This is a genomic window from Anaerolineae bacterium, from assembly GCA_016931895.1.
GTDB lineage: Bacteria > Chloroflexota > Anaerolineae > 4572-78 > J111 > JAFGNV01.
The window spans coordinates 1-13,734 of the sequence record JAFGDY010000275.1 but is presented as its reverse complement, the minus strand read 5'-3'; the positions used below and the strand labels follow the sequence as shown (position 1 = coordinate 13,734).

Here is a 13,734-nt window from a genome sequence, read left to right as displayed (position 1 = left end):
GCTTCGGCGGGGGCCTCGGTAGGGGCTTCGGCGGGGGCCTCGGTAGGGGCTTCGGCGGGGGCCTCGGTAGGGGCTTCGGCGGGGGCCTCGGTAGGCGCTTCGGCGGGGGCCTCAGTAGGCGGGGCTTCTTCTACCGGAGCTTCAGTAGCCGCCGGGGCGCAACTGGCCAGGGCCGCTCCGGCGGCGCCTATGGCTGTCAGTTGCAGGAACTCCCGCCGGTTTAGTTTATTCCCATGTTTCGACATTGAAATCCTCCTATTTAGAAAATATTAAAGGTTAATAAAAAGTGGATTGAGCTACCAGGCTGATACTGTGTTAAAGCCGTTTGGTTAATATATAGCCTCCTTTCTGGTTTACTCTATAAACCCCAGGCCACTATTCACTATTTGGCATCTCTACATCGTAGTGGGGTGTTTACTATGTGGACAAGATGTCCAGATTATAACATAGGTCTACCAACCTGTCAAATAGCTTAGCAGCTTGACAGATTGCGAAGGCTTGTCTAAAATATAAAGGTGTTAAATACAATCAGGGACGAATTGATAATGCTAACAGAGATTTCTCGTAAAACCTTACCCGACCAGATTGCTCAACAATTGATTGACTTTATTGCTGCCGAGGGTTTAACGCCGGGTGACTTATTGCCTTCCACGGCCAAATTATCAGAAAGTTTTGGCGTCAGCCGGCCCGTAGTGCGCGAGGGGTTAAGAGCGCTGGCCAGCTTGGGGATTATTGAAATTGTCAACGGCAAAGGCGCAGTTGTTAAACCCCTTGACGATAAGTTGCTCCAGGTTTTCTTTCATCGCGCGGTGCAACTACGGCATAAATCTATTATAGAATTGATGGAAGTTCGCCAGCCTCTGGAAGTACAGAGCGCATTTTTGGCCACCGAACGCGCTGCCGCCAAGGACCTGGCTAAATTGGAAACAATTGTAGTGGCTATGGCCCAAAATCTGCATAATTTGGAAGTGTACGCCAATCTTGATGTTGAGTTTCACCTGGCCATTGCTTCTGCCGCCAGCAATACCATGATGTATTTTCTGATTGGCTCAATCCGGGAGTCGCTTGAAGAAGCTATTTTGCGGGGACTGCGGAGTCGGCACTCCGATGCAGAGCTTGAGCGGGTGCAGGAGACGCACGAAATGATTTTTGAGGCCATCAAAGGGGGTAATCCTGCCCAGGCAGCCAAGATGATGGCGGTCCATTTTGATGAAGCGGTAATGGCTTTGTTAAGAGAATGCGACTCTCAAGAGCTGGTGGAATCAGGCTCAGTGGATTTAATCTCGGAAAGCGAGATACGCTTACGCATCGCGTAATGCCGCCTTAACTGAGGGCAGCGTCACGAATCAATAGGCGTAATCTAAGGGTCTTCATGATCTCCAAAAACTGTTCATTCGATCCGGTAAACCACTTGTCCGGCAAAAATTGTTAATTTCACTGTTGCCTCTGCCAGTTCATGGGGCGGAATCTCAAAGATATTGCGCGACAGCACGATCATGTCGGCCCACTTGCCCGGCGAGATACTCCCCTGGACGGCCTGCTTTCCGGCCAGCATGGCCGGGCCTATGGTATATCCGTGGATGGCTTCGGCCACGGTGAGACGTTCCTCTGGATACCAACCCTGGGCCGGTTGGCCCTGCTCATCCTGCCGGGTGACGGCGGCATAAATGCCCGGCATTGGGTTTAACGGGGCCACCGGCGCGTCGGAGCCAAAAGCCAACCGGACGCCGTGGTCAAGCAGCGAGCGAAAGGCGTAGGTATACCGCGCCCGTTGGCCCCAAACCCGGTCGGCCGTGGGCCAGTCGGTGAGTAAGTGTACCGGCTGCACCGAGGCAAAAATGTTGGACCGGCCCAGGCGGGGCAGGTCGGCGGGATGAATGAGCTGGACGTGCTCAATGCGGTGGGGTAATCCCGGCGTGCAGTTGGAGTCCCCCGGTGGGTTCTCGTCAAGGATCGAAATCACCTCTCGCACCGCCCGGTCGCCAATAGCGTGCACGGATAGGGGAAACCCAATTTGATTGGCTTGCCGCGCCAATTGCTTCAACCGTTCAGCCGAAGTAACGGTAATACCCCAATTATCCCTCTCTCCCTCAAATGGTTCCAGCATCAGGGCCGTGCGCGACCCCATTGTACCGTCGGCAAAGGTTTTGACGTGCCCCAACCACAGCCGGTCGTTGCCCAAACCGGCTTGCAGCCCCAAGGTAGCCGCCTCGGCCAGGTAATCGGCAGCCAGGTGATGGTGGACGCGCAGGTTGAGTTGGCCTTGCCGGTTTAAAGCCTGGAATAGCCGCAAACTCTGTTCGCCTTCTTGTTCAACGCGCTGGTCGTGAATGCCGGTCAGTCCAAATTGGTTTGCTGCGGCAATGGCTTCGCGTAGCCAGATTTCTAACACTTTTTCATCCAACAACAAGATATGCCGCTCAACCAGCCGGATGGCATTCCACTCACGTAAAAGCCCGGTTGGTTCGCCTGTAGCCTCCCGTTCGATCTGGCTGTCGGGTGGATTGGGCGTATGGGCGGAAATACCGGCCTGGGCCAGGGCGGCGCTGTTAACCCACCAGGTATGCATATCCATCCGGGCCAGGGCAACGGGATTGTGTGGGGCAAGGTCGTCTAGCTGGTGGCGGGTTGGCTGCACGCCCCACAGATTCTCATCCCAGCCCCAGCCCTGAATCCATTGTCCCGGCCTGACCTTGGCTACAGCCTCACGAATGCTCCGCCGCACTGCCGCAAAATCGCGCACCCCAAACAAATTAACCTGGTGACGGCGAATGGCATATTGCAAAAGATGGACGTGGGCGTCAATCAGGCCGGGCAGCGCCAACTGCCGTTGGGCATCCACCAACTTTGTCTTTGGCCCGACCAGAGTCTTAATTTCCTCGTTGCGCCCAACGGCGATAACCCGACCGTTGGCGCAGGCTGCGGCCTCGGCCCAGGGCTGGATTGGGTCGAGGGTATAAATTTTGGCGTTGTGCAGAATCAGGTCGGCGTTCATCGGCCTTATCTTATCACATCAGCTTATTTTGACAAATGGCTCTGGAGCCGGATCGCCGTAATTTCAAAGTATCCTTGGGTTCAAGAGCCTCACGGCGCAATTTGACAAATTAAACTTTTGAATTTATCCTACGGCCCAATTGAATAAATTCTACAACTTCAGGTCCCCGTTGCCCCGGATGGCGCGGGGGGAAACGGTGAAGCCGGTGGCGCGTGAATATTACCCGCGGAGTCCGGCGCTGTCCCGCAACTGTAAGGTAATTAATGGTGAATTGTGAATGATTAATTGTGAATGATTAATGGTTAAGTTCAATCATCATTAGCAATTAAAAATTCACAATTCACCATTAATAATTACCAAGCCAGGCCGCCCACCTGGGTTGTGCATTGCAGGCCTTCGCGGTAAAGGATGTGGTGCAGCGACTCGGTTGAACCCCGGAGCAGGATTTCGGGTAGCCTGTAGTCTATCCACTACACCTCCTTGTGCTTGGCAAGGAGGTTTTTGTTTGGGGTTGCTGCCTCGCCCTCTCGCGTAGGGCTGTGTAGTTGCCATTTTGCGCGAGACGAAAGGAGCAACCATGTCCCACCTTGCCAGAATCAAGCCAATTCTTAATTGTTTTTACCTGCGAAGCCCTCCCTTTTTATCCTCTGTCATATTCTAACTCCAAAGTTATACCCATAGTGCTTTAGGGGAAACATAGCCAAATCAAATGATCAGATCTTAAATATGGAGGGAAAAATGAATAGCGCAATAAAAAACAACTTTTGCTTTAAGGTTTTAGGTCAATTTGTTAGTCCCATATTTTTGGGAGTAGTCTTGGTATTGGCGACTGTGATTGGTTTACCGGCTCTTTTGGCCGGGGATACGCAGGCGCAAGAGGCTTTACAAATTGATCCTCAAGAAATTACCAAAACTGCCTATATAGTAGTACGTTATGGCGACAATGATGTTGTGGTACGCCGGATAAACTTCACCGGCATTATTTCTGGCTGGAGAGCTTTAGAGTTAGCCGGCCTTAACCCTTCCGGCCCTGACCCCTCCTCTTTAGCCAGTATTAATGGTTACGGCAACCCGGATGGTGATCCGTTTGGCACTGTCAGCACCCGCTTTTGGGGCACTTCTCATATAAGCGGCACCACCTGGGCTTTTAATGCCTGGGGAGTGGCTGAACCAAAAATCAGTGAAAACGGCCATGTTGAGGGCTTTTCCTGGAGTGACCCTGGTTATGCCGGGATAGACCCGCCCCCGCCGATGGGCATTGTCGCCGCCGCAGACGGGTTACAATGGCTGCGCGGTCAACAATCCGGTACGGATGGCGGTTATGGTAATGCCAGCAAATCCATTGAAACCCTGCTAGCCGTGGGCGCAAACGGTTGCGATCCGGCCCAATGGCGCAATGGGACCGGAAACCCCTCTTTATTGACTTACTTATCGGCCGACCGGGTGGCTGCCTATGCCGGTGACGCCGCCGGCGCGGGTAAAGCGGTGGTTGCGCTGGCTGCCGCCCAGCAGATTGTGACCAATTATCTGGGCTTAAACCTGGTGGTTAGCATTACCACGCATTACAGCGATACCCAGGGTTCTTACAGCACCGAGCCGGGCGAGCAGGCGTGGGCAATGATGGGCTTGGTCGCCGGCCGGGAAACTGTGCCGGTAACCGCCGCCAATTATCTGACCGGCCTGATGAGAGCAGGCGGGTGCTGGGCCTGGGGATCAGACCCGGCCTGGTATCCCAATTGCGATACCAACGGGACGGCATTGGCTGTTCAGGCGTTATTGGCCTCGGGCGTGCCCACCGATAACATTGCCGTAGTCAGCGGCACCACATGGTTAAAGTCGGCTCAAAATAGTGATGGCGGTTTCCCCTATGATCCCCAATCGGCCTGGGGTACAGCTAGCGATACCAACTCTACCGCCTACGTGCTGCAAGCGCTGCTGGCAGCCCAGCAGAACTTGTCTATGTTGATGTATGGCACGCCTGTTGATTATTTGTTGAGCATGCAACAAGTTAGCGGGCAGTTCTATTGGCAGGGGTCTTCCCCAGGCATGGACGCCCAGAGTCCCACCCGGCAGGCAATCCTCCCTTTGTTGGATAGACCACTTCCGACCTCAAGCGTCGCCGGGCTAACCACGTGTAATGTTTCTGAAAAATACAACCTTTGTTATCTGCCACTTATATCCAAGAATTAGAAATATGGTTGCAGGCAGGCATATTTAGATCTTGCTTCTGGATGTGCCTGCCTGAATCCTGGGATGATGAAGGAGGTTGATTAACGTGAGAAAAAAGCAAAGTATTGCCATATTTGTTGGCCTGCTGCTGGGACTTATTGGTTTGGCGGTAGGGATTGAGGCTGCCTTAGGGCAGGCGAGTGCTCCTAATCGGGTGGGATTATTGGTAGTGCATGGCAACGGGCTGGTAATCAAACGGTGCATTGAATTTTCAGAACCCCAAATTACCGGCTATGAGGTTTTAGAATATTCCGGGCTCGATTTGAACGTTGATGTCACTAATGGAACCGGATCGGCTATTTGTCGAATTGATAATGAGGGTTGCACGTATCCTGAAGAGGAATGTTTTTGCCAATGTTCGGGCGGCAGCGCATGCGTTTTCTGGTCTTATTGGCATTTGATTAACGGTCAATGGCAATTTTCGCAAATGGGCGCCGGCGGGTACAACGTGAGCAACGGTGAGGTGGAAGGCTGGCTGTGGGGTGGCGGCACGGCTGAAGGAGCTGCCCAACCGCCGGTTATTAACTTTGACGAAATCTGCCCGCCTTTGAGCACCGCTACCCCCACCCCAACCCACACGCCTACGTTAACCCCCCTCCCCACAGACACCCCTGAACCAACAGACACAGCCACTCCGCTACCCCCTCCCGTAATCCACCACTTTACCGCTGCCCAATCTGCCGTTGACGCCGGTCAAAGTGTTACCTTGAGTTGGGATTTGAGCGGCGCCGACGCAGCTTATTTGCGATATGATGGGGTTGAAGAAGGCGTGGTCTCGCCGGGAAGCAAAACCGTTTCGCCGGAAAAAACTATGGTCTACACGTTGGTTGCCCGTAATGATGGCGGCGAAACCTCTGCTGAAATCACAATTACCGTGAACGCAGTAAACGCAGTGGCGGCTGCGCCATCTCCAACAACCCAACCCAGCCCGCCGGCCCCACTTCCGGCGCCGGTTGATACTGATCCCCCAACGCCGGTTATAGAATTTTTAACAGCCGCCTCCACTCTGCCCATGGGCGCATGCACCTCGTTGTATTGGGAGGTAGAGAATGTGACGGCCGTTTATGTGGATGGGGTTCAGGTTGCTCCCCATGGTTCGCAGCAGGCATGCCCGCAACAGACCCAAACCTATACCCTGCTCGCCGTTTATCCGGGCGGAGAAAAGAGCGCGCAGCTTGAGTTGGTGGTGATTGAGGCCACGAATGGGGTTAAGGCCACGAATATAGCCGCCGACGCCTCTACCGGCCCGGCAGCGTCTCCGGCGACTTTAACGGCTACGCCATCCCTGCCGGTTCCGCCAACCCCTGAAGCAACCCAGGTCAGCCAAAATGTGCTGCCGGCGCTTGAAACACGCTTGCCTCAAGCAAGGCGATCAACGGATGAGGCAGCTATGTTGGAAGAAGGATCGTGGGGCTGGACTTGCTTGGGAATTTGGGGCACTCTTGTTGGCGGGTGGTGCCTCATCGGCTTGGCGGCCCTGGCGGTTTTTGGGGGAGTCTGGTGGCTTAATAGCCGTAAACGTAAATAGGCATAGGAAATTACCTTTGACTGAACTGGAAGCGTTGCTCAAAGCGGTATAACAATCTCAAGATGGGCAGACCAACCAGCAAAATCAGAAGTAAATTACCAATGGCCCGGCCCGCGTCCCACCACAGCGAGGTGGTCAGGTAAAACAGGCCGTAGCGGGTCAGGATTGACCAAAAGTTGAGGTTGGCTTCCCAAAACATAGCGCCCGGTTCGCTTGTTGCGGCTTGTTCAACGGGGCCGACCAGGTAGGGCCAGAACCAGAGGTTCATGATCAGGCCATACAGAAAGCCGGAAAGCATGCCCCAGGCGGCCAGCAGCCCCACCTCCAGTTTCGGCCAGCGATGAAAATGGGGCAACCAACCGCCCACTAATCCAACCCAGCCGGCCGCAAACATCTGAAACGGCAGCCATGGCCCCATCCCGCCGGTAATCAGGCCGGATACCAGCAGCGATAGCGCGCCCAGCAAAAAGCCAAAATCCGCCCCAAAAACGTAGCCGCATAGGATTGGCAAAAAAAACACCGCGCTAAAACCCAATGGCCCGGGAACAAGGCGCAGGGTGGCATTGATCCCCACCAAAACCCCCAACATCGCCACCAGCCGGGCATCCATCCGGCGCGTTTCCAGGTTGGCCACAATTACCAGCAGGCATAACGCCAGCAACAGAATAAAAATGAGCGGGGCGTCATCGGCGTGGGCCATGCCCATGTGGGCCATAGAATCCTGGCGCGTATCCGGTAAAAAGAAAGGATAAATAAAAGCCCACAGCCCCAGCCAACTGGCCAGCAACAAAATGAGCGCCGATAAAAGTTTGGACGGATTTAACATGGGTTTAGCGCAAGGCCACATGCCTGCAACACGTCTTCCACCGTCAGAAAGCGGCTGTCGCGTAACAGTTTGTTGATTTGCGAGGCAAAGACCATTGACTCGGTCATCACCTCGCGGACCGGCCCGTCTACCACCACCTGCCCCTCGCCCATAATGACCACCCGGTCGGCGCAGTGAGCCACCATCTCCACATCGTGCGTGGCCAGCACAATGGTTACATTTTGCCGGGCGAGGTTATTGAGAATACGGGTCAATTGGGCTTTATTTTGGTAGTCCAGGCCGCGAGTCGGCTCGTCCAGGAGCACGATTTCCGGCTCAGCGGCTAAAATGGCGGCCAGGGCTACCCGCTGGCGTTCGCCGCTGCTCAAGTCGCGGGGATAGGCCTGGGCCAGGTGTTCCAGCCCCAATTTTTGTAAAAGGTCCGTTGGATTTAAGGGGGGAAGTTGGTGCGCTTGCCGGGTAAAGGCCAGTTCTTCAGCCACCGTGTCGTGAAAGAGCAGGCGGCCCGGATTTTGGGGCACAAAGCCAACCTGCTGGGTAATTTCAAGCAGGGGCGTTTTCCGGGTATCCTGGCCCAAAATCTCGATTTTGCCTTGCTGCGGGTGAAGCAGACCGACCAGGTTTTTTAAGAGGGTGCTTTTGCCGGAGCCGTTTCGTCCCATCAAAACCACCCGTTCGCCGCGTTGGATGTTCAGGCTGACATCTTTGAGCGCTTCAACATCTCCATCATAACGGTAGGACACATTTTTTAGCCTGATCACCGACTCAGTTGGCGGTCTTGTTTGGCCGGAAGTGAGGGATGGTTTAGCCCGCGGCAATTGGGATTTAAGAGCGGCGGCAAAAGGCCGGCCTTCTTTGATGGTCAAGGGAATCAGCGGCCAGCCAAGTTTTTGCCCCAATTTTACCAAGGGGGGGGCCAGCTCCGCCTGCGCCAAAACATCACGGGGTTGGCCCGTGATAGGCGGCTGATTTGAGGCGGGCAGGTAACAAATCCGGTCGGCGTATTGGGCCACTCGTTCTAAACGATGCTCGGAGATGATGATGGTCAACCCCAGGTCTTCATTGAATTTTTGCAGGGTGGTTAAAATTTCTTCGGCGGCCTGGGGGTCAAGCTGGGAGGTCGGCTCGTCGAGCACCAGGATTGAAGGTTGCAAGGCGAGCACACTGCCAATAGCCACGCGCTGGCGTTCGCCGCCGGAGAGAGTGTCAATACGCCGCTGCCGCAGGTACGCAATGGACAGTTGGTCGAGCACTTCTTCGACCCGCTTGCGCATGGTGGTCTGTGAAAAATTGTGATTTTCCAACGCAAAGGCCAATTCGTCCTCTACCTGCTCGGTGACAAATTGTGTTTCAGGGTCTTGAAACACAAACCCAACCAGGTCGGCCATGCCGCGCGGCCCCAGGGCAAGGGGGTCTCGACCCGCAACCTGTATTTGCCCCCGGATTTCTCCCCCGTGAAAATGAGGCACCAGGCCGTTGATACAACGCAGCAGGGTGCTTTTGCCCACGCCCGACGGGCCAACGACCAGTAGAAATTCGCCGGGAGAAATGGTCAAAGAGATGTTTTGCAGGGCGGGATGTTGTTGAAGAGGATAGGTGTAGGTGACCTTGTTCAATTCAATCATACCTGAACTCCACGGACCGGCCAGGTTTTTTTAAATTTACCCACCACTGGATCAAAACCGGCGTGGCGAGCAGGAGCAAGCTGAGGGCAATCATGGGCGAGAAGGGCGGCCATTGCAATTTGGGGTATGGATAGAAAATTAAGATAGACCGGTTGGTGAGCCAGTTGGCCAATATAACACTTAAACTTATCATTGCAGTGACGGCTACCACCGTATCCTGTCGCCGCCACAGGGCGCGCCGGTAACGGCTGCGCCGTACCTTGCGGCCCACCAGCCATAAGGCCATCGCCAGCATTGTTCCCCCCGCCAGCATCATTGTTCCCCCAATTATTTTTTGAGGCGCGTAGTTCCAGGCGAAGGCGCCGCCGAGCAAAATGGTCAACGCTAAGGCAATGCAGCCTTTGAGGCGCAGGCCTGTTTCAACGGTTTGCCCCGGCGGTGGGCTGCTGAACCCTCGCGCTTCCATTGATTCGGCCAGCACGAGACTACGTTCCAGCCCTTCGGCCAGCAGCGTTACAAAAAGAGGAAGCAGGTCGCGGATGCGACGGAAGCGGTGGCCGCGCAGGGTTTGCGCTTCCCGGATTTCGCGTTGGGCAATGAGCATGTAGGGGATAAAGGTGATGGCAATGGACATAACAATGGCGGATTGGTAGAGAAAACGGGGGGTGCTGCGTAAAAGTTGGTAATGGTCTACCTGGGTATTAAAAGTAGCAAAGATGAGCAGAATGGTCATGAGGGCCAGGCCGGTATTTAGCCCGTAAACCAGGCTTTCCAGGGTCACTTTGCCGCCAATTTGGGCGACGGTCACATATCCCATTTCTGTTGTTGTCTGCCATTGTAGTTTGGGCAAGGTAAAAAGATGCGTGGCGCCGGCCCGGACAAAGAGGATGTTGAAAACAACGCTCACGAGCGCCAGCACTACTCCCAGGTAAAGAAAGGCTCGCCAACCCCGCGCCGTGGCAGTTTTTGGATCCAGGCTGAAGTAATTGAGCCAAACTACGGCTATGAGGAGGAGAAGATACAGCGGATTTTTGGTCAAGATGGCCGGGGTTAAGGCGGCTAATAGCCACAACGTCCAGGTTTTAGCCTGGAAGGGGTATCCGGTTTGGGGGCGAGACGCGCTCCCGGTAATAGTATTCAAATATGGGCTTGAGCGATCTGTTGTTTGAGAGAACATTTATGGTTTGGGGCAACTAAAATGGCGACTCCTTTTGGAGTTAGATTTACCACTGCACCAGGCATAATTCAATGGTCAAACCCGGGCCAAATGATTGGAGCAAGGCGTAGTCTCCCGGTTGAGGTTGGCCCTGCCGGATGATCTGGTCGAGCACAAAAAAGATGGTGGCAGACGACATGTTGCCATATTGGCGCAACACCTGACGGCTGAAATTCACCTCGTCCGGCCTGAGATCAAGCCCCTGGGCCAGGTAATCCACAATTTTGGCTCCTCCCGGATGAATGCCCCAAAAGCGAATATCATCTTTGTTAAGGTTTGACCGCTTCAAAAAGCCGGCCACTAAATTGGGCACAATATTTTGCAGGGCTTGAGGCACGTTTCTATCTAACCGGATTTCATACCCTTTGTCGGACACCCGAAAACCCAGCAGATCATGAGCCTGGTAATCGCTGTAGGTCATAGTGTCCAGCAGTTTGGGCCGGCCGGGCGAGGTGTGGGGGCCAACGATCACGGCCGCCGCGCCATCGCCAAACAGCGCCGCCGCAATCATACTGTCCAACTTTTTGCCGTGTTGAAAGTGAAGTGTTCCCAATTCTACCGTCAATACCAAAACATGGCTTTGCGGGCGGGCAGCCAGTTCCAGAACGGCCCGGTCCAGGCCGGTCAAACCGGCGTGACAGCCCATGCCAATGAGGGCGCTGCGCCGCAGGTCGGGCCGCATGTGCAGGTCGCCGGCCAAAAGCACGTCCAGGCCGGGGTCGTCAAAGCCGGTGCAGGAGATAACGATGAAGTGATCAAGGTCGGTGGGGGCCAGGTTGGCCCGGGCGAGGGCTTGCCGGATAACAGTTTGGGCCAGGGGCCGGGCGGTTTGCATGTACACGTCGTTGCGGGCTTTGGTGCTGGGTTCGTTGCTCAGAAAGGCGGCGTCGGCCAGCGCGCTAAAGCGAGTGTCAATTTCGGCGGCGGTAAAAATGGCCCGCGCCCGTTGGGTGTGTAAAAAAGGAGAAATCCATTGGTCGTGGATGTCCATCTGGCGGTATTGGTTGGGCGGCGTGCCGGTTGCCAGGCTGAGGATGGCGGGAATCGTCATGTTTAGAACAGGCTACTATCCAGCACCATTACCAAAAAGAGCAGGGCCAGGTAGGTTTGCGAAAATTTGTAAAGCCGCCTGCCGGCGCTTTTGCTGTAGTTTCGCCACAGTTTCCAGGCCAGGTAGAGAAACGGCAGCCCCAGCATAACCGCGGCGATCAAGTACGGTAGCCCAAACATCTGAAAGGTGAAGGGCAGCAGGGTTAAAGTGATGAGCAAAACGGAGTAAAGAAAAATCTGGTAGGCGGTTTCTTTTTCCCCGGCCACCACGGGCAGCATAGGCACGTGGGCCTGGGCGTAATCTTTTTTCACCAGCAAGGCCAGCGCCCAGGTGTGCGGGGGAGTCCAAAAAAAGATAAGGGCAAACAGGTAAAACGCGCTCAAATCCAACGCGCCCGTAACCGCGGCCCAACCCACCAGGGGCGGAATTGCCCCGGCCGCGCCGCCGATGATGATGTTGTGTATGGTGGCGCGTTTGAGGTAGAGGGTGTAAAAGAAAACGTAGTAGAGAATGCCCAACATGCTCAGGGCCGCGCTCAACATGTTCACAAATGTGGCCAAAACAAAAAACGATAGAGTGCTCAGGGCCAGGCCAAAAAAGAGGGTCTCGTCGGGCGTAACCAGGCCGGTCACGGTGGGGCGGCGGGAGGTGCGGGCCATCAGGCCGTCAATATCGCTGTCAAGGTAACTATTGAGGGCGCTGGCCCCGCCTGCGGCCAATGCGCCGCCCAACAGAGTGTAAAGCATCAGCGAAATTGGCGGGATTCCTTTGGCCGCAATAAACATTGCGCCCAGGGTGGTGGTCAATAACAGGGCCATCACCAGGGGTTTGGTCAGTTTAAAGTAAACCGCCGCTTTGTGGGGAGTATCTAAAGGTTTGCCATCTGCTTCTTCTGGCTTCTCCTCGGGCAGGAGAGATTTGCCGGTAAAATAGAAAAGGGTCAGCATTATGATCAGGCTGGCCCACACCGCTGAAGCCAGGGTTAGATGCAGGGCGTTGATGGTTTGGGGCAAAAGCAGCCACACATTTAACCCCCCCACCGCCACTTGCGCCAGGAATAAAATTCCCAAAATGGTTGACCACCTGACCAGCAATCGGTGAGTGGAATAACGGCGGCGGGTTTGCAGGATGACGGCGGCCAACACCACCCCCACTGCCACCACGGTAAAACGATGCAGCAGGTGAATGACAACGCCGGGATGGGCGTTTGCCGGAAAGATCTCGCCGTAACACAGAGGCCAATCGTTCAGGCAGGCCAGCCCGGCCCCGGCGCCCACCACTGTGGCCCCGGTGAGAATGAGGGCCAGCACCACAACGGCCGCAACAATGAGCCAGCGAAAGTAACTTTGGTGGCCGGCCGGCACGCCGGCGTTGGCCACGTAGGTCGTGGGCAGGTGGGCGACGGTAGCGATCATTACCGTTAGGGCCAGGTACAATACCGCCGCCAGCACGTGGGCCATAACCGTTAGCGGCGCGTTATTGAACCAAACCGTCACGCCGCCCAAAAAAGCCTGGAAGAGAACCAGGCCCACCCCGCTCAGCGCCGGAACATAGATAGGCCGGTATTGGCGGTAGTTGCGCCAGGCCAGCACCGCAACAGCCACGGTGAGCAAGCCGGCAATTCCGGCAATAACCCGGTGCAAAAACTCAATCCAGGCCGGAAGTTCGGCCGGCGGGATAACTTGGTTGTAACACAAAGGCCAATCCGGGCAGCCCATCCCGGAATCGGTTACCCGCACCACGGCCCCAAAAAAAATCAAAAAGAGGACCCACACCGACGTGGCTATCGTCAATCGCCCAAAGCCCGCGCTTGCCAGGGGTGAAGTATTGGTCATGGTTTAGCTCCCAGATGCAAATTGGCCAATAGCCAAGAACAGATGCTATTTTTCGGCTACCTGGCCGGGTGAATGGTTTGAAAGGTTAAAATCAGCAAGGCTGCCAGAATCCCCACCGGCACCAGGGTCCAGATAAGGCCCAGCCTGTCTGTTTCTATGGCGTTGTTTGATTTTTGCTGGAGACGGACAAGGGTGTAAGACAGGAGAATACCGACAGTCACAAAAACACCCATAACAATCCAGAAGATGGCGTGATGTAAATTTATCATTGGCTGCCTGGCCCAGGCCGGAAGGGTTTTACTTGATTTTTTGGAATTCTATCATAGGCCCCTGTTCTGTCAAGTGTGGAACGTATAGATGTCCAGAAAAGTTACTTCCCCAAAAAACAGGGTAACAGGTAGCAAGGTAGCAGATAAAAAGTTTGCTACT

At 54.9% G+C, this 13,734-nt stretch carries 10 protein-coding genes, 1 pseudogene and 1 riboswitch; of the genes and pseudogenes, 3 read left to right on the top strand and 8 right to left on the bottom strand.

Annotated features, from left to right (window positions below):
• Positions 1-245, bottom strand: a 245-nt coding sequence (locus tag JW953_21155; GenBank protein ID MBN1995211.1) for a twin-arginine translocation signal domain-containing protein, incomplete at its 3' end; no start/stop codon positions are given.
• Between the two features lie 300 nt (positions 246-545).
• On the opposite strand from JW953_21155, the gene JW953_21150 reads away from it, so the two are divergent.
• Positions 546-1,316: a FadR family transcriptional regulator gene (locus JW953_21150; GenBank protein MBN1995210.1), complete on the top strand. Its 771-nt coding sequence runs from the start codon at positions 546-548 to the stop codon at positions 1,314-1,316.
• A gap of 74 nt (positions 1,317-1,390) precedes the next feature.
• On the opposite strand, the gene JW953_21145 is transcribed toward JW953_21150, so the two are convergent.
• Positions 1,391-2,995, bottom strand: a complete 1,605-nt coding sequence (locus JW953_21145) for an amidohydrolase (GenBank protein ID MBN1995209.1) — start codon at positions 2,993-2,995, stop codon at positions 1,391-1,393.
• 143 nt (positions 2,996-3,138) lie between these two features.
• A riboswitch (cobalamin riboswitch) is annotated at positions 3,139-3,388 on the top strand.
• Positions 3,389-3,817: 429 nt separating this feature from the next.
• On the opposite strand from JW953_21145, the gene JW953_21140 reads away from it, so the two are divergent.
• Both JW953_21140 and JW953_21135 read left to right on the top strand, forming a co-directional pair.
• Positions 3,818-5,185 carry a hypothetical protein gene (locus JW953_21140; GenBank protein ID MBN1995208.1) on the top strand — a complete coding sequence of 456 codons (1,368 nt, stop codon included), beginning with the start codon at positions 3,818-3,820 and terminating at the stop codon, positions 5,183-5,185.
• An 85-nt stretch (positions 5,186-5,270) separates the two neighbouring features.
• The gene (locus JW953_21135) at positions 5,271-6,752 is read left to right on the top strand and encodes a hypothetical protein (protein ID MBN1995207.1); all 1,482 of its coding nucleotides are present in this window, start codon (positions 5,271-5,273) and stop codon (positions 6,750-6,752) included.
• 10 nt (positions 6,753-6,762) lie between these two features.
• Here the strand turns inward: JW953_21135 and JW953_21130 are convergent, their stop codons facing one another.
• The 6 genes and pseudogenes from JW953_21130 to JW953_21105 all read right to left on the bottom strand — a co-directional run bounded on the left by JW953_21130 (position 6,763) and on the right by JW953_21105 (position 13,574).
• Positions 6,763-7,578, bottom strand: coding sequence for an ECF transporter S component (locus JW953_21130; protein MBN1995206.1), 816 nt, complete (start codon positions 7,576-7,578; stop codon positions 6,763-6,765).
• Complete coding sequence (locus JW953_21125) at positions 7,572-9,203, bottom strand: ABC transporter ATP-binding protein (GenBank protein ID MBN1995205.1); 1,632 nt, start codon at positions 9,201-9,203, stop codon at positions 7,572-7,574. Before JW953_21125 ends, JW953_21130 begins: the two co-directional genes overlap by 7 nt.
• On the bottom strand, positions 9,196-10,344 hold the full coding sequence (locus tag JW953_21120; GenBank protein ID MBN1995204.1) for an energy-coupling factor transporter transmembrane protein EcfT: 1,149 nt from the start codon (positions 10,342-10,344) through the stop codon (positions 9,196-9,198). Before JW953_21120 ends, JW953_21125 begins: the two co-directional genes overlap by 8 nt.
• An 82-nt stretch (positions 10,345-10,426) precedes the next feature.
• Positions 10,427-11,470 carry a type III polyketide synthase gene (locus JW953_21115; GenBank protein ID MBN1995203.1) on the bottom strand — a complete coding sequence of 348 codons (1,044 nt, stop codon included), beginning with the start codon at positions 11,468-11,470 and terminating at the stop codon, positions 10,427-10,429.
• 2 nt (positions 11,471-11,472) lie between these two features.
• A complete protein-coding gene (locus tag JW953_21110) occupies positions 11,473-13,305 on the bottom strand; it encodes a protoheme IX farnesyltransferase (protein MBN1995202.1) in 1,833 nt (610 codons plus the stop codon).
• A gap of 56 nt (positions 13,306-13,361) precedes the next feature.
• A pseudogene (locus tag JW953_21105) lies at positions 13,362-13,574 on the bottom strand (hypothetical protein).
• Positions 13,575-13,734 lie beyond the last annotated feature (160 nt).

Bases quoted from the DNA above. Each gene is read 5' to 3' on its own strand.
- JW953_21125 (MBN1995205.1), bottom strand. From the start codon at position 9,203: ATGATTGAATTGAACAAGGTCACCTACACCTATCCTCTTCAACAACAT.
- JW953_21110 (MBN1995202.1), bottom strand. From the start codon at position 13,305: ATGACCAATACTTCACCCCTGGCAAGCGCGGGCTTTGGGCGATTGACG.
- JW953_21145 (MBN1995209.1), bottom strand. From the start codon at position 2,995: ATGAACGCCGACCTGATTCTGCACAACGCCAAAATTTATACCCTCGAC.
- JW953_21150 (MBN1995210.1), top strand. From the start codon at position 546: ATGCTAACAGAGATTTCTCGTAAAACCTTACCCGACCAGATTGCTCAA.
- JW953_21115 (MBN1995203.1), bottom strand. From the start codon at position 11,470: ATGACGATTCCCGCCATCCTCAGCCTGGCAACCGGCACGCCGCCCAAC.
- JW953_21130 (MBN1995206.1), bottom strand. From the start codon at position 7,578: ATGTTAAATCCGTCCAAACTTTTATCGGCGCTCATTTTGTTGCTGGCC.